At 53.2% G+C, this 15,354-nt stretch carries 16 protein-coding genes and 1 pseudogene; 6 read left to right on the forward strand and 11 right to left on the reverse strand.

Annotated features, from left to right (window positions below; translation table 11 throughout):
* The first annotated feature begins 25 nt into the window (after nt 1–25).
* Nucleotides 26–997: an ABC transporter substrate-binding protein gene (locus B9L21_RS09230; RefSeq protein ID WP_063166126.1), complete on the forward strand. Its 972-nt coding sequence runs from the start codon at nt 26–28 to the stop codon at nt 995–997.
* 234 nt (nt 998–1,231) lie between these two features.
* The gene (locus tag B9L21_RS09235) at nt 1,232–1,720 is read left to right on the forward strand and encodes a PCYCGC motif-containing (lipo)protein (RefSeq protein WP_063166127.1); all 489 of its coding nucleotides are present in this window, start codon (nt 1,232–1,234) and stop codon (nt 1,718–1,720) included.
* A gap of 82 nt (nt 1,721–1,802) precedes the next feature.
* On the opposite strand, the gene B9L21_RS09240 is transcribed toward B9L21_RS09235, so the two are convergent.
* From B9L21_RS09240 to B9L21_RS09260, 5 genes are all read right to left on the reverse strand, one after another.
* A complete protein-coding gene (locus B9L21_RS09240; protein ID WP_063166128.1) occupies nt 1,803–2,531 on the reverse strand; it encodes a 3'-5' exonuclease in 729 nt (242 codons plus the stop codon).
* Nucleotides 2,524–3,567, reverse strand: a complete 1,044-nt coding sequence (locus B9L21_RS09245; protein ID WP_063166129.1) for a DUF294 nucleotidyltransferase-like domain-containing protein — start codon at nt 3,565–3,567, stop codon at nt 2,524–2,526. The genes B9L21_RS09240 and B9L21_RS09245 overlap by 8 nt, the downstream gene beginning before the upstream one ends.
* A 17-nt stretch (nt 3,568–3,584) precedes the next feature.
* On the reverse strand, nt 3,585–4,886 hold the full coding sequence (locus B9L21_RS09250; protein ID WP_063166130.1) for an ammonium transporter: 1,302 nt from the start codon (nt 4,884–4,886) through the stop codon (nt 3,585–3,587).
* Nucleotides 4,887–5,062: 176 nt separating this feature from the next.
* Complete coding sequence (locus B9L21_RS09255) at nt 5,063–5,470, reverse strand: VWA-like domain-containing protein (RefSeq protein ID WP_063167364.1); 408 nt, start codon at nt 5,468–5,470, stop codon at nt 5,063–5,065.
* Nucleotides 5,471–5,654: 184 nt separating this feature from the next.
* A complete protein-coding gene (locus B9L21_RS09260) occupies nt 5,655–5,849 on the reverse strand; it encodes a YozQ family protein (protein ID WP_063166131.1) in 195 nt (64 codons plus the stop codon).
* 149 nt (nt 5,850–5,998) lie between these two features.
* Here B9L21_RS09260 and B9L21_RS18070 point away from each other — a divergent pair, with 149 nt between their 5' ends.
* Both B9L21_RS18070 and B9L21_RS09265 read left to right on the forward strand, forming a co-directional pair.
* Nucleotides 5,999–6,127: a hypothetical protein gene (locus B9L21_RS18070; protein WP_255396856.1), complete on the forward strand. Its 129-nt coding sequence runs from the start codon at nt 5,999–6,001 to the stop codon at nt 6,125–6,127.
* A 15-nt stretch (nt 6,128–6,142) separates the two neighbouring features.
* Entirely contained in the window at nt 6,143–6,655 is a 513-nt protein-coding gene (locus tag B9L21_RS09265; RefSeq protein ID WP_063166132.1) for a YndM family protein, read from the forward strand.
* Between the two features lie 226 nt (nt 6,656–6,881).
* Here B9L21_RS09265 and B9L21_RS09270 read toward each other — a convergent pair whose 3' ends face one another.
* On the reverse strand, nt 6,882–8,072 hold the full coding sequence (locus B9L21_RS09270) for a toxic anion resistance protein (RefSeq protein ID WP_409071360.1): 1,191 nt from the start codon (nt 8,070–8,072) through the stop codon (nt 6,882–6,884).
* A gap of 2 nt (nt 8,073–8,074) precedes the next feature.
* A complete protein-coding gene (locus B9L21_RS09275) occupies nt 8,075–8,719 on the reverse strand; it encodes a 5-bromo-4-chloroindolyl phosphate hydrolysis family protein (RefSeq protein ID WP_063166134.1) in 645 nt (214 codons plus the stop codon).
* 161 nt (nt 8,720–8,880) lie between these two features.
* On the opposite strand from B9L21_RS09275, the gene B9L21_RS18075 reads away from it, so the two are divergent.
* Nucleotides 8,881–9,009, forward strand: a complete 129-nt coding sequence (locus tag B9L21_RS18075) for a hypothetical protein (RefSeq protein ID WP_255396855.1) — start codon at nt 8,881–8,883, stop codon at nt 9,007–9,009.
* Nucleotides 9,010–9,015: 6 nt separating this feature from the next.
* Nucleotides 9,016–9,229: pseudogene (locus B9L21_RS18280) on the forward strand (SIMPL domain-containing protein); the annotation flags it as partial.
* Here B9L21_RS18280 and B9L21_RS09285 read toward each other — a convergent pair.
* The 4 genes from B9L21_RS09285 to mngB form a co-directional block, all read right to left on the reverse strand.
* Nucleotides 9,219–9,953 carry a hypothetical protein gene (locus B9L21_RS09285; RefSeq protein WP_063166135.1) on the reverse strand — a complete coding sequence of 245 codons (735 nt, stop codon included), beginning with the start codon at nt 9,951–9,953 and terminating at the stop codon, nt 9,219–9,221. The pseudogene B9L21_RS18280 and the gene B9L21_RS09285 sit on opposite strands and share 11 nt — an antisense overlap.
* Nucleotides 9,954–10,090: 137 nt before the next feature.
* On the reverse strand, nt 10,091–11,356 hold the full coding sequence (locus tag B9L21_RS09290; protein WP_063166136.1) for an MDR family MFS transporter: 1,266 nt from the start codon (nt 11,354–11,356) through the stop codon (nt 10,091–10,093).
* Between the two features lie 141 nt (nt 11,357–11,497).
* The gene (locus B9L21_RS09295; RefSeq protein ID WP_063166137.1) at nt 11,498–12,238 is read right to left on the reverse strand and encodes a CAP domain-containing protein; all 741 of its coding nucleotides are present in this window, start codon (nt 12,236–12,238) and stop codon (nt 11,498–11,500) included.
* A gap of 464 nt (nt 12,239–12,702) precedes the next feature.
* Nucleotides 12,703–15,342 (reverse strand): mannosylglycerate hydrolase, encoded by a 2,640-nt coding sequence (gene mngB, locus B9L21_RS09300; RefSeq protein WP_063166138.1) that lies wholly within the window; start codon nt 15,340–15,342, stop codon nt 12,703–12,705.
* Between the last annotated feature and the right edge of the window lie 12 nt (nt 15,343–15,354).

Raw genomic sequence — 15,354 nt, forward strand, 5'->3', positions numbered from 1 at the left:
ATCAACACCAAAGGGGGATTTCACTGTGAAACGGAAACACCTCACTCTTCTTTCCGCCTTCATCCTTTCTCTCCTTCTTCTCGCCGGCTGCGGCGGAAAACAGGAAGAAACGGCCAAACCGAAGGAAAGCAATGAACCGAAAGCGGAAGAAAGCTACACGGTCGAACACGCCATGGGCACGACAGAAATCAAAGGGACGCCAAAACGAGTCGTCATTTTAACGAACGAAGGAACGGAAGCGCTGCTTGCGCTAGGCGTGAAACCGGTCGGCGCCGTCAAATCGTGGACCGGTGATCCGTGGTATGACCACATTAAAGACAAAATGGATGGCGTCAAAGAGCTTGGTTTGGAATCGGAGCCGAACGTTGAAGCGATCGCTGCTTTAAAACCAGACTTAATCATCGGCAACAAAATGCGTCATGAAAAAATTTATGAACAGTTGAAACAAATCGCTCCAACCGTGTTCGCTGAAACGCTGCGCGGCAACTGGAAAGACAACTTTATGCTCTATGCGAAAGCGGTGAACCAAGAAGAGAAAGGGAAACAGGTCATTGCTGAATACGACAAGCGCATTGAGGACTTAAAAGCGAAACTCGGCGACAAGCTGAAGATGAAAGTGTCGGTCGTCCGCTTTATGGCTGGTGACGTCCGCATCTACCATAAAGACTCGTTCTCCGGCGTCATTTTGGACCAACTCGGCTTCGCCCGCCCGGAATCGCAAAACGTGAACGACTTCGCGGAAACCGGCGTGACGAAAGAACGCATCCCGGCCATGGACGGCGACATCCTGTTCTATTTTACATATGAAACAGGTGACGGCAAAGCAAGCGAAATCGAAAAAGAATGGATTAACGATCCGCTCTTTCAAAACTTAAACGTCGCGAAACAAGGCAAGGTGTACAAAGTGAGCGACACGATTTGGAACACGGCTGGCGGTGTGCTCGCTGCCCATCTGATGCTGGACGATATTGAGAAATATTTCTTGCAGGAACAATAATCTTACGTAAAGGCTGTGCGAAAGATTGCATACCGAATCTTCTGCACAGCCTTCCTCTTTGTTCCCTACTCCCGTATTCCCACAAAGCACCCGGGCACAAAACCGATGATCTGGATGAATTGCTTGGACATTCCTATGCCAGGCAAGAGCGCGCCTGACAGCAAGTCCGTTGCCGCCTGGCGCAAAGTGTGATACATTCAAACTATGAAATAAGGAAAGAAAGGGAGAAGAAGATTGAAACGTCCGACACAGATTGCAGCATGCCTGTTGTCGCTTAGCGTTCTATTGTCAGGCTGTGCTGATGACAGCAGCCACGAACAAAGCCATTCGCATATGACGAAAACCGCTGCTGGCGATATTCGTGAGACAACGAAATCGGTTGAGCATTTGCCAAGCTTTTTAGGCGCGTTCGAGGAAGAAATGGCCGTGTTGTACCAACAAGCCGCCGAGCACCGCGAACTGCTCGAGAACATCCCGTGCTATTGCGGCTGCGGCGAATCAGCCGGGCATCAAAACAATTACGACTGTTTCGTCCATGAAAATAAACAAGACGGAGCAGTCGTTTGGGATGACCACGCGACAAAATGCGGCGTCTGCCTAGAGATCGCCGCTGAGTCGATCGCCGCTTATGACCAAGGGAAATCGATCAAAGACATCCGGCATATGATCGACGAAAAATATAAAGAAGGCTACGCCGAACCGACACCGACGAAACCGCTCTAATATCGACAAAAAAGCGCCGATTCCGGCGCTTTTTCTATTCAGATCGTCCGTTTCCCGCTCAGAAACCTCTCCGCTCGGAAGCTCAATGACGGCTGAGCGCGGCATACAAGTCATGCAACGTTTCGATGCCGAGCTCGTGCAGTTCGCCGAGCAAGATCGCCCATAGCTTCACCATCGCTTCTACATCCCCGTCCGCCGTATGGCGGCGCGGGCAGTCAATGCCATAGCAGGCGAGGGCGTCGTCAAGCGTTGGGCATGGATGATGGACAAGGCCGACTATTGGCTGCATATCGATAAAGCGGCCGCTCCATCTTTGCCGATAATGATGCCAAAGCACATGGCGCAAAAACGACACATCATGGCCAATATGGTAACCGACTAAAACGCCTGTGGCGATAAACGGCACAAACGTGCGCAGCGCCTCGGCAAGCGGCGGAGCGAACATGACGTCTTTCGCCGTAATGCCGGTCAAGTCGGAAATATGCTCAGGAATCGGTTTTTCTGGTTTGACGAGCGTCATATACGTGCCAGTGACGAGGCCATTGACCGTTTTCGCCGCTGCCATGGCTAAAATTTCGTCACCTTGCTGCGGCGAAAAGCCGGTCGTTTCCATATCCATGATGACGAACGGAATGTCGGGCAAACGGTCATGCCAATCAATAGAATGGCTGTTTTCCCTTTGCAGCGAGCGAAGCCAGCGTTCCTGCTGCAATGAATGATCGCTGCCCAATAAAGCGGACGACGCTTCGCGCGGAACGCCGAGCGACAACAAGCGGAGCGCCCGCTGCCAAAAGCGGTGCCGTTCATTCATGCATCCCGACCACCCGGCGGGCGACGAGGCGCTGCAACCGCTTCGCGGTGCGCATCGCCTGCTTCAGTTGCTTTTGCTCCGTCCGATTGAGCGTCTGCCATAATACATAGTCCCGTCCGTCTTCCGCCTCGGTGCTGTACTTGAGGCGAATGGAATAGTAAACCGAAAGCGCCTCTTGAACATCCATAGAGAGAGCGGCTGGCAATATGCCAGCCTCTTTGAGCGCCCGCTGCCGCTCTAGTGTCGTCACCGCCGGCACGCGCGCCAGACAGGCGAGCCATTTCAAGGCGTTCGTGATTTGCACGTAACCGCTTTGTTTCATATGAATCGCCCCGCTATGCGGACCCCATCGTACCGCTTGCACATTGCCAAACCAACCGAGCGGAACAGGCGGAAATTGAACCTGTTCTCCCATGCGCGCCAACAGCGGCGGCCGGTCAGCGACCTCGGCAAACAGCGTCCGCCTCCTTGCCTCGGCCAGTTCGGCGTCTCCATAAAGCGGCCGCATATCCATCGCGATGTACAAAAAGCGAAGATCGTTTGGCCATCCGCTGCCTAAATAGGAAGAGAGCTGCCGTTCCCAATCGCTCGTCGATTGCGCCCAACGCCTGTTTGTTGCCATCACATAGCCGGAGCAATACGGATAGCCGACCTCATGCAGCATCTTCGCCCCGATGGCCGCCGCATGGCGAATAAACTCGTAACAGGCCGGCTCCTCTTCGCGGGCGCAAGTAAACAAAATGCCGTGATCTTGATCCGTCCACACCGTCGGCTCGCGCCGGCCGATGCTCCCCATCACATACCAACACCAGGCCGGCGGCCGGATGCCGACAGAGCGTTTTACTGTCTCCTGTTCAGCAAGGAAAAACACGCGGCGAAGCACGGCTTCATGCACATCGGCTACCTCTTCCGCCAGCTGTTCGATGTGCTTAACCGCCAGCCATCGGCGCAACTCGCGCACCAACTCATCGTGGCAGAAACGAAGATCGGTAACCGACTCGGCCGTTTTCAGCCGATCGGCAATCGCTTCTACCATCGTTTTCGTCTCCATATTTATCGCTGAACGGCCGTTTTCGGCTGATAGGCTGGATCAAGCTGTTCCGGATAGCCGTAAGCGCCGTGTTCGCTAATATCAAGCCCGGAAATTTCTTGCTCCGCCGTGACGCGCAGCCCGATTGTTTTCTTCATGACAAATAAGATGACAAACGAGACGATCGCTACATATATCGCTGCGCCCACCACGCCGACCGTTTGTACAATCAGTTGGTCAAACCCGCCGCCGTACACGAGACCGGCCTTGCCGATTCCGGTTATTTCCACTAAACGCGGCGAGGCGAAAAATCCGGTTGAAATCGTGCCGATAATGCCGGCAATCCCATGGACGGAAAAGGCGTAAATCGGATCATCAATCCCTTTGCGCTCGAAGTAGATGGACGTCCAGAACGTGAATGATCCCGCCACTGCCCCGATGATGACCGCCGCCCACGGTTCAACGAACGCGCACGCGGCGGTAATGGCGACAAGCGCGGCCAGCACGCCGTTGACCATCGCCGGAATGTCCGCTTTGCCGACCAGGATTTTCGCCGTCAAGATCGCGGCAACCGCCCCTGCCGCGGCAGCCAAATTCGTCGTCAGCGCGACATACCCGAAAAACCCATCGCCAACCGCCATCGTGCTGCCCGCGTTAAATCCGAACCAGCCGATCCATAAAATCAAACCGCCAATCACGGTATAAACTTGGTTATGCCCAGGAATGACATTCGGTGTTTTGTCTTTATTAAACTTGCCGATGCGCGGGCCGAGCAAGACCGTGGCGATGAGCGCCGCAATCGCCCCCTGCAAATGGACGACCGTCGAACCGGCAAAATCTTGCATCCCGAGTTGCCCGAGCCAGCCGCCGCCCCACACCCAGTGGCCGATGACCGGATAAATGGCAATCGTAAAAATCGTTCCGAAAATGAAATAGACAGACAGCTTCGCCCGTTCCGCAAAGCCGCCCCAGGCGATGGCAAGCGACACGCCGGCAAAACCGAGTTGAAACAAAAATTTAAGCGCCAGCGGCACGTTCGCCCACGACAGCGAATCAAACGTCCCTTCGTCTTCTTGTAAAAACCAGCCTTCCGTGCCGATGAAGCCGTTTCCTGTTCCAAACGTAATGGCAAAGCCGAACGCCCAAAACGCTAAAGACGCGATGGCAAAGCTTAACATTTGCTTGCCGGCCACATGCCCAGAGTTTTTCATGCGCGTTGACCCCGCCTCGAGCAAGGCAAATCCGGCCTGCATGCCGATGACGAGCACCGCGGAGAGCATCACCCAAAGAGCATCAAGCCCAACCATTACTGTTTTCTCATCCATTTGCATCTCCCCCTATTTGTCATTTGTTATACCTCTTATATGTCATAATATATAACATATATAAACCGAAAGCAACGGGTATTTTTCGTTGAAACCGATTTCAACCACAAAAATTTTGTTATATTTCCTGACAACAAAAAGGAATGCCCCTCATCATGAAGGGCATTCCTATATTGTTACGCAACGCGAATCGGCTTGCCAAACGGAACGCGCGGCATGTAATCGTCCGGAACAAGCCAAAACACTTCATAATCGACTTCGAGTTCTTCATAAAAATATCCGGTCACATCCGTGATATAAAACAACGTATCGATTTTTTGCGCAGCGGCCCATTCGAGCACTTCGGTGTACGACGATTTCCCATGCTTGAAATATTTAATCGTGGCCACGCCAACCGGAGATACATCGCGAATTTTGAAATCCGCTTGAACGAGCAGCGTGTCCGGGCGCAATTTCTCAAACAGCTTGATGATGTTTTGAATGAGCACCGGACGGGACGGCCGGTTCGACGTATCGATCGCCAATGCGATCGAGTGGTCTTTCCGTTCTTTGAGCAACGCCAACAAAGCCCGCTGCCATCTCACGATGATCATCCCCCTTGTATTGGTGAGTCGCCGTGCGCACTACTAGTATAGACGGCAACGGCGGAAAGTACGAACTGTTTTTCTTTCCTTTTTCCCCTCCCTTTTCTCAAACGAGCCGAGGGCTTTGCGTCAGCACAAAACGCCAAGGACGCATTCCTTGGCGTTTTTCCCGCCGCTTGGCGCTTTACTCGGGTTGGGAGAGAGGAATGTCCGGCCCGTTTTCCCGGTCAACTGCCGCCTCAACCGTCCCTTCCATGTAGGCATCACTTACTTGTTCATGCGTTTCAGCCAACGCCGCGCCAAGAAACGAGGCCGATCCATAATCGGACGGGTCATACTGGCGTCCGGCGATCTCGAGCGATTGTTTGTTTTCCGTCATCGTTATTCCTCCTTCATTCATGCCGTTCATTATATTAATGTGAAACAGGTGCGGAAAATAAAAAGAGGAAGTTTATGGGTTGTGCGTGCATACATTGCATCCAATGCGGCAAACTAACGATAAACGACGGAAAGAGAGGATGATGGCCAATGAGACAGCCAAAACCAAACGACAGCCTTGAACAACAACGGAAAAAACAACAGCCGGAAAAAGAGATGGAAAAGCAGCCGGGATACGGGGATAAAAAACTAGAGGGCCCGAACTACCCGGCGGAATAAAGGCGGCAGGGCAAGATGAGACATTTGCTTGCGTTGGCGCTCAAATATTTGCTTACGGCGACCGTCATGTTCGCCATTTTGCCGCTGTTTTTGCGCATTTCGTCGGCGGAACTGCTATGGTTCAGCCTTTGGCTGACGCTTGTCGCCTATGCGCTCGGCGACTTGTACGTTTTGCCGCGCCTCGGCAACGTTTCGGCGACGATCGCCGATTTTGGCCTCGTATTTGTCGCCACATGGATTGGCATCGGCGCGTTTTATGACATCGCCGGCGGCGCCATTTTAAGCGCAGCGTTTTTCTCCGCCTTGCTCGCTGCGTTCGGGGAGTTGCTGTTTCACGCTTACGTGCTGCGCTTTGTCATCGGCCAACACGGAGAGGAAGACGTGCCACTTGTCGGCCGCCAATGGCAAACGGAGGCGGCGGAAGAGTTTGACGTCCGTGCCGCCGACCCTGACGATCGGGAAGGCGAACAGGTGAAACAAGAAGGCGACCGACGGGAACAAGAACCGCCCCATCCCCCTATTTTGTAAGCAGCGAACAGACGCCAAATAACCAACGCTCATCAGCGATGGCCGAACGCCGGCCGGTCTGTTCGCTTCTCCGCCAATCGGAACGTTATAACAGCAAAAAACGGGTGTCTTCTCGCCTGCGAGACACCCGTTTTATTATGGTGATATTCACCCTAATCGCTTGTTTCCGCACTCAACGGGCCGCCCTCTGCCCGTTCGGCCAATGGCAAAAACCATAGCGTCTTTTTTATTGTTCCGGCTGCTTCAGCGAGAGCAGCGTCTGCTTTAGTTCCGCCTCCATCGCCGCCAGCTCGCGTTCGGCCTGTTGCCGTTTCAAGCGGCCCTCGGCTTGAATTTTTAACGTTTCTTCGAGCGTAGCGATCAAGTTTTCTTGCGTCCGCTTCAGCGTCTCCATGTCGATGAGGCCGCGCTCATTTTCCTTCGCAATTTCAATACTGTTCGTTTTTAACATTTCCGAGTTGCGCAGCAACAGTTCGTTTGTCGTTTCGGCAACCCGCTTTTGCGCCTCAGCCGCCTTTTGCTGGCGGAAGAGCGTCAAGGCGATCACGACTTGATTTTTCCAAAGCGGAATCGCATTTAAAATCGATGACTGGATGCGCTCAATAAGCGTTTCGTTCATATGCTGGATCATGCGGATTTGCGGCGCTGTTTGGATCGTCACTTGCCGGCTGAGCTTTAAATCGTGCACCCGCTTCTCAAGCCGGTCAGCGAACTGCCGCAAGTCCTGAACGTCCTGCCATGCCATTTGGTCACCGGAGCGCTCAGCGGCCGCCTGCTTTTCGGGGATCGTTTTCGTCCGCAGTTCCTCAAGCTTATATTCGGCCGCCGCAATATAAATATTGAGCGCCTCAAAATAGTCTTTATTTTTCTCATAAAGCGTCTCGAGCATCATCACATCGCGAAGCAGTCCATGCCGATGTTTCTCAAGCTGGTCGGCGATTTTGTCAATTTCGACGCCGATTTTTTGGTATTTGGCGACGATCCCTTGCAACGGTTTGGCCACCGTGCCAAACAGGCGGGACAGCCATCCTTTTTTTGCCGGCATGAGGTCATCCGGGTTGACTTCTTTAATTTTCGCCATCAGCTCGCTGATCACTTCACCGACCGGGCCGGCATCTTTCGTTTGTACATGATGCAAAATCGTATGGGAAAACTTCGACAGTTCCGCTTGTGCCGCCACACCGTATTGTAAAATGGCCTGCTGGTTGGCCGGATCGATTTGTTTGGCAAGCGCTAAGGCTTTTTCCCGGTGTTCCGGCTTTAACGTCTCAAGCACGCTGGCCGGCTGAGCCGCCGCTTCGGTCCGCGGCGCAGCCGGTGCGGAAAACGGCTGGGCCAACAGCTCATCAAGCGTGCTTGTCCGTTTCTGTTCGCGAAACCAATCGGCTCGTTCCATCTCACGATTCCGTTCGTCCATGGTCATTCCCCTTTCTTTGCCGACAGCAAATGAAGACGATCCGGCTGTTGGAGCGATTGCTCAAGCACTTTCGCTTCCGTCTGAAGCGACCAAACGTCACTGGATAACACTTCGAGCAGCTGCCGCTCCGCCGTTTCGGTCAGCTCGCCGAGCAGCCGTTCCGTCTTCCGCAGCGCCTCGGCCATGTCGGCGCTTTGCACCGGCTGTTGCGACAAGTATACATATTTTTCAACCATCTCCACTGCCGTCGGCCACTCGTTTAAGAAAAACGGCTGGGCGAGGCGGAGCTGATGCGGCTTTTGCTCAACCGCACGAATGATCCGGTCGACGACCGCACTCAACCGGGAAACGGTTTGCCACATGGCCACCGAACGAAGCCGGTAGCGGGCGCGGCGCAGCCGTTTCCATAACGCGCGTGCCTCGCAAAGCTGGCTGCGGACGTATGCCTGCTCCTCGGCCGGCACGTCAGCTGCCAAGCGGCGATGCCGCCTTTTCATCACAGCGGACACTCCCCACATCGCTCCCATTCCTGATAAGAGCGAGGGCAAAACGCGAAAATCGGCGGCAATAAATACCGTAACTGCAACGATGATCCCAGCGTTCCATGAAACAAACCAGCGCCATATCGTGCGAAGCAGTTGCTTCATTGTCCATCCCTTTCTTCATCTTTTCTTCCATTATAACACGTCCATTCCATGATACGTACAAGCTCCTTGGGAAGTTTCATTGCCGCCCGGATCCGCACGTATAGGACAATAGCTGTTTCGAATAGGCTATACTAAACGCGGCAAACAAAAGGAGGAGGACTATGAAGGGGATCGATTGGCAGCTTTTGTCGTTTGTCACCGTCTCATTGTTAAAAGAATACTGGTGCTATATCGGCCTGCCACGCGTCTATTACTGGCGGGCAGCCGATGACGATCAAAAAGCCGCCTAGCGGCCAAATGCAAAAGAAAAAGCGCTGGCCATCGCCCGCGCTCTTAGCTTGCCGCTTCACGACATACCGGTTAGGCTGAAGGAACGGACAACAAGCCCGCCGGCGCCATACGGGCCGGCCGTTCTTGGCGCTTCCTCATCAGCGCCGCCTTGGGCAGACGCACGTTGTCGTCATTACCGCTACCGTCGAAGCGGTATTTGCCTATTCACTCATTTCGTGATATCAATTTCACGAACGCGGGCGCCGCCGAACAACTCGACGCGGACCGTCTTCTTTTTGCCCTGCGGATCAACAGCGGTCACTGTGTACACACCGGGCAAATACGGGCCGATTTTTTTGATGAATGGATCTTTTGTCGCCCCTCCCTTCACTTCCCTTCCATTGACGACAAGCGTTGCCTCGGGATCGTCAAGGCGGACGTGGACGAAATATAGAGCCGGCTCAAACACATATCGGTTTTCAAACACATGAATGGTGAACACCGGCGGATGGGACGTCAAGCCTTTAATATACACATGCCCGCCCTCGCGCTGGCGGGCGAACTCCTTATCAAGCGTTTCATACGCCTCCGGATGCTGGTCGAAATAGGCAAACAAAGGCGTCAGCGTTTGGCCATTGATCGGCGCCGTTTCATCCGCCACCCGCAGCAACGCCTGCAAAGCGGCGGCATCGCGATCTTCGATGGCCTCTTTTAACCGCATAATGGCGATCTCACGGCCCGCCGTCGTTTTTAACGCCCCGTATCCGCTCCAAATCAGCGCACCTGCTCCCCAGAAGACAGCGATAGCGAAAAGCAGCCAGCCGATGAAGCGGTATTGTTTTTTTCTCTTTTCCCGGGACAAAACGCGTGCTTGCTGGCGCCTGCCGTAGCGCGCCAACACCGCAGCGCCGTCTTGTCCGCCACCCCCCTCGATCGCATCCCGTTCAGGCGTGTGTGGTTTCATGATCGCTTCCCCTCTCCTTCTCTCTATCTAGTTCCACTTTATGTCAGAGACAGGGAATATATGTTACACGAACAACGACGCGCTTTCTATTATAATAATAAACAAAAAAAAACGGGTAGCGGTTTGCACCGCCCCCGTCACCTAGAAAGGGAAACATCCGATCGCTGCGCCCGCTGCCCGGCTTGCCGGAACATCCACGCATACAGCCCCGCGCTGGCCAATGCGAGCATGCTGAGAGCCACAAATGTCCATGTATAGCCGATCCAAGTCACCGCCGCAAGCGACAACGGCGCCAGCATCCGGCCGATCGTAAAGCGAAGGCTCGCCGCGGCAAAATATTGGCCGCGCATGTCCTCAGGCGCCAGCTTCGACACAAACGACTGCTGCAAGCCGGCCGTCATCAGCTCGGCCAACGTAAACAGCGCCATCACCGCCATCAGCTCGACAATCGATGTTGCATGGCTAAACAGCCACATCGTGACGCCGTATAACATCGACGAACCGATAAACGCCCACCGCTCATCGTAGCGCGCCATATAGCGCGCCACCATCACCGTGCCGAGTACGACAAGCAGCCCGTTTTCCGCAATGAGCAAACCAAACGCATTAGCCCCGTCAACTGTAAAGCCGCCCCATAATGTTTCCTCTTCGATCGTTTCTTTTGTATACACAGGAATTAACAAATCAAGCTGCATGAACGTTTGTGCCACCAACACCCCGGCAGCGATAAACAAGAAAAAGGTGCGATCGCGCACAATGACAGTGTATTGCCTTAGTTGTTCGCGCCAAAACTGCGGCCATGACTCCACTTTCTGTTCGCCCGCCGCCAATGGGGCCGTTTCACGCAGCTGCCTCGCCAACAGTGTCGCCATCGCGAAACATGAGCAGGCCGCGGCAAAAAGCAACGCAAACTGGTGATCCGCATAAAATACCCCGCCGATCGTCGGACCGATGACAACGGAGACGTTGACAGATGTGTAAAATACGGCAAACACATGACTCCGGTCTTTTTCCGGCACGACATCCGCCACCATCGCCTGGCTTGCCGGCCAGTAAAACGCCCCGCAAATGCCGGCAAACGTAAAACAAAGAAAGCCGACAAACGGTGACTGCCACCATGGGGAGCTGGCCAAAGCAAAAATGAAAAACGCCATCCCCTGTCCATAGGCGGACAGCACCATCATCCGCTTGCGCCCGAACAGATCGGCACAATAACCGCCTAGCAAATTAGCAACGACAGAAAATACTTGTGAAACGATCAATAACATGCTTGCATTTTCTTTGCCAAACGAGTCGGCAAAATAAATGGCCATAAACGGAAAAAACATCCAAAAGGTAGTATTCATCAGCGCTTCGCCAAACAAGCGCACTTTCAAATTGCGGTCCCAGTCACGTATTCGCATCCGCGCATCCTCCATAGTCGACAGACTCATTTCAGCCTGCTGAACATTATAGCATAGTTTTCTATTTTTTGTTAGAGAACTATTTCAGCAAAAAAAATCCTGTCCATCAGACCGGTGGACAGGATGGGGAGGACGCCGCTCTTACTTGCGGATAAATTGTTGCGTCCAAATATAGCCGTTTTCTTCAAAACCAACGCCGATATGCGTAAAGTTTTTGTTCAAAATGTTCGCCCGGTGGCCTTCACTGTTCATCCACGCATTGACGACTTCTTGCGGGGTGCGTTGGCCTTTGGCGATGTTTTCCCCGGCGGCTGTGTACGAAATGCCGAATTTTTTCATCATCTCAAACGGGGAGCCGTACGTCGGGCTGTTGTGCGAGAAGTAGTTGTGGACCGCCATATCGCGTGATTTTTCGCGGGCGACTTTGCTGAGGGCTAAGTCGACTTGAAGCGGCGGCAAACCGTATTTTGCCCGCTCTTTGTTCGTCAGCTCAACGACTTGCTGCTCATAGGCGTTTAAGCCGGTTGTTTTTTGTGTTGCAGCCTTTGGCGCCGTTGCTGGCGTTTTTGCCGGCGCTTGCGTATTAGCTTGCGGTTTTGCCGCCGGCTGTTTGACCGTTGCCGGCGCCTGCGGTTTCGCCGTTGCCGGCTGCTTTACAGCCGGTTGCTGTGCTGCCGGTTTAGCCGGTTGGAACGACACAAACGGGAAGTATTGTTTCAACCATTTCTCTAAATCTTGAACGTTTGTGCTTGCATATTTTACTTGATACACGTTCGCCGTCGGGCATGTCGTCCCTGCCGCTTCCGTTTTTGTTGTTGCCGCAAACGAAGCGCCGATGAGCGCAACCGAAGCGGCGATCGTCGCTACCATTTTTTTCTTCATCGGAATTCCTCCTTGTTTTCTATTTTCAAAATTAGTTTCTATTTTCAAAGTTTCAAAGGCCGTTGCGTCCGTCAGTGATGCCTGCATTGTTCGGCGAGGACCGTTTGGACGTCCTCTCGCCTGCATCCCCATTATAACATGGGGTTTTTGTAATATTTTTGGTCCAAAATGGAAAATGGGGTGTATTGGCAGCCCCGGTAAAAAAGACGCTTGTTTTCATTGCCAAATCAACACCGATTATTGACGGCTGCAATGATTGGAAGACGCATCCTTTCACTAACGATGATTCCTTTTTTTCCTCTACTCCTCTAACCATCTATATTTTTCTTGCAAAAAGGGAGTTGACAGCCTCCGATTTCGGCCATTTCGTTTAACAATTGTTACAGCTGTGTTACAAAACAGAGAGAAACTCAACGTTTTGTTATAAAAAAAGAAGCTGCGGCATTTAGCCCCAGCTTTTACGTCTATTCGTCCTTTTGCTCTTGATCGACAACAAGTACCGTTTTCACTTCGTTCGGCTTCACTTGTACAGTAAATTGCTGCTTTGCATCCATCACTAGCGGCGCAAGTGGGGTTTCGTTTAAGTTTGTGCGCCATATCGCCGATAACGGCCCGTGCCATTGGAATGACGCCTCCGTCTTCTGCGGCGTCGGGTTAAAGAAGCGGACAATGACGCCGCGGTGGTCTTCGCTCCGCTTCACCGCGCTTAGCACGACCTCGCCTTCCTGTTGGGAAAACAGGCTATATTCATACGGCACCGAGAACGCCACCGGATTCATCTTCATGGCATCGTACGGCAGTTTGTTGTACGTATACAGCGGCGTTAAAAACTGTTTCGCCCGCTTGGCGACATTTGCTTCTTCCGTCGTTCCGCGATGCGTCGTCAACGCGAAGTGCAGCTCGCTCACACCGAGCATTTGCGAGTCCGGCGTTGCCATTTTAATGCCGGACGGACGGCCCGGGCGACGCACGAGCTCCTCTTTGCCCAGATAGCCGACGCTGCGTAAAAGCGTCACCGCGATCGTATCGCGCTGTTCCCCGACAATCTCGTACTCTCTCGTGCTGTTCGTCAGCACGGCGATGCCGCCCGTTTCATCCGACAGTCCGACATACGTGAGCATCGGGTAGATCGCATCCGGACGTTCATCCCATCCTTCTTGTTCCCACACGTCGATCGCCGGGTCGACGACCGGCCGCCGAATGACACCGAACTGGTTGTCAGCGACCGAATGGGTAGAGGTGATGCCGGTTGGTACGTATAGGCGGACGCGGTGGTCTTTCGCTTCGTTATTGATGCGCACCCGGACATCGATGAGCGGTTGGTCCATCGGAACGGTCAACCGAATGGCGACATCAAGAAAACGATCATTCCGTTTCGCTTTCCGGCTGTCAAGATCGGCCGGCACCGGCAGCCGGTAAGTGATATCGGCATAAGCGAAATAGCTGTTTTGCCGGAGCGAATACGTCGCCTTCACGCCCTTATTATCAATCGGCTCATCGCCCGGCAGCGGGGAAAAGTCATATTCGTCTCCATCATCACCGACATCTTCAAGCAAGAGCACATCGCGGAACGTTCGCTGCAGCTGTTTGTCATATATGTTAATTGTCCCATTCTCATTGACGGTGATCGTATAAAACGGCGTATCCACTTGCTCAACAGCCGTTGGCGCTTGTTTGTTCATCTGTTCCGCCTCTTGCACTAAATACGCTTTATACCCCATCGCCGGAATGCGGTCGCGGAAATGGATCGTATAGCGGACGAACGGATCGTAGTTGCCGTAATGGACGATTTGCCGGTCAATCAGGCCCGGGTCGACGATCGTTTCATCCACCACTTCAAACTCCACCGGTTCCCCGCGTTCATCGACGAGACGGAATGCTTTCCACTTCGTCGTAATTTCCGCTTCGATCGGCTCGTTCCGTTCGTACGGAAGCGTATTGTACACAACCAGCTTGTCGACCGACCGATCCGACGGCATCGCATCGGCCATTTTGCGCATATAAAATGTGATGAGCCGGTCGGCCCGCTCTTCCGCTAGCGCAAAGCGCCCCAAAATGTCGCGGTGAACAAGATCTGAACAGCAGCAGCCGATGCTGTCGTGCGCATGGTTTTTCATCATCTCTTTCCAAATGAGCTCCATCAGCCGGTGCTCATACGGAAACCCAAGCGTCGAGGCGATGGCGGCCAGCGGCTCAAGCACGTTCGTCACTTTGTTTTCGATGCGGGCGTTCGCCGCTTTAATGTCCATGCGCGTCGAGTAAATGCTGCGGTGAACGCGCATATATTTGCCGTCCAAAAACTCGCCGCGGATGACCGGAAGCTGTTCCTCTTTTTCCAGCTGTTCAAACACATGTTCATAGCGGCTTAAGAAAAAGGTCCGTTCCGGATAGAGCGTTTGCAGCTTGTCGATCACCTCAAAAATATTTTTTTGAATCGGCATTTGGTCATGACCGTTCGGAATGAGAATGTGATCGGTCGTCGCCCCGCGGTCCAAAACAGCAAAGTATTTGTCCATCCGCTCTTTCAGCTTTGCTTCATCAGTCGGAAGATATTTGCCGATCGCATAGCCGAGCGGGAACAGCTGCACAAGCACTTTCGAGCCGTCATCGCTCACCCAGTAAAACTCGGTTTTGTCTGTGCCATGCCGTTCCGACACGCCGCGCCAAAAAATGGCCCGCTTGATGCCAAAGCCGTTTAAAATTTGCGGCATCTGCGCCGATTGCCCGAACGAGTCAGGGAGATAGCCGATTTGCATCGGCTCCCCGAACTCTTGGCAATCTTTCAGCCCATAGAGCAAGTTGCGGACAATCGACTCCCCGCCGACGACCATTTCGTCCGTTTGCGTATACCACGGGCCGATGATCAGCTTTCCTTCTTGGACAAGGCGGCGGATGCGCTCTTTTTGCTCCGGCTTGACGGCCAAATAATCTTCCAACACGACCGTCTGCCCGTCAAGAACAAAGTATGGGTAATCACGATTCGTTTCCAACATCTCCAATATTTCTTCCATATCGTTCACTAACAAAATGCGCGATTCTTCCGCGGAAAAATACCATTCGCGGTCCCAATGCACATGAGGAACGATGTGAACGTATCGCTTCAATATTTTCACCTC

This window comes from Geobacillus uzenensis (genome assembly GCF_002217665.1).
Taxonomy (GTDB): domain Bacteria; phylum Bacillota; class Bacilli; order Bacillales; family Anoxybacillaceae; genus Geobacillus; species Geobacillus subterraneus.

Coding starts and splice junctions, on each gene's coding strand:
- B9L21_RS09240 (WP_063166128.1), bottom strand. CDS start 2,531: ATGAATGAACGGCACCGCTTTTGGCAGCGGGCGCTCCGCTTGTTGTCG.
- B9L21_RS09245 (WP_063166129.1), bottom strand. CDS start 3,567: ATGGTAGAAGCGATTGCCGATCGGCTGAAAACGGCCGAGTCGGTTACC.
- B9L21_RS09250 (WP_063166130.1), bottom strand. CDS start 4,886: ATGGATGAGAAAACAGTAATGGTTGGGCTTGATGCTCTTTGGGTGATG.
- B9L21_RS09260 (WP_063166131.1), bottom strand. CDS start 5,849: ATGACGGAAAACAAACAATCGCTCGAGATCGCCGGACGCCAGTATGAC.
- B9L21_RS18070 (WP_255396856.1), top strand. CDS start 5,999: ATGAGACAGCCAAAACCAAACGACAGCCTTGAACAACAACGGAAAAAA.
- B9L21_RS09265 (WP_063166132.1), top strand. CDS start 6,143: ATGAGACATTTGCTTGCGTTGGCGCTCAAATATTTGCTTACGGCGACC.
- B9L21_RS09270 (WP_409071360.1), bottom strand. CDS start 8,072: ATGGACGAACGGAATCGTGAGATGGAACGAGCCGATTGGTTTCGCGAA.
- B9L21_RS09275 (WP_063166134.1), bottom strand. CDS start 8,719: ATGAAGCAACTGCTTCGCACGATATGGCGCTGGTTTGTTTCATGGAAC.
- B9L21_RS18075 (WP_255396855.1), top strand. CDS start 8,881: ATGAAGGGGATCGATTGGCAGCTTTTGTCGTTTGTCACCGTCTCATTG.
- B9L21_RS09285 (WP_063166135.1), bottom strand. CDS start 9,953: ATGAAACCACACACGCCTGAACGGGATGCGATCGAGGGGGGTGGCGGA.
- B9L21_RS09290 (WP_063166136.1), bottom strand. CDS start 11,356: ATGCGAATACGTGACTGGGACCGCAATTTGAAAGTGCGCTTGTTTGGC.
- B9L21_RS09295 (WP_063166137.1), bottom strand. CDS start 12,238: ATGAAGAAAAAAATGGTAGCGACGATCGCCGCTTCGGTTGCGCTCATC.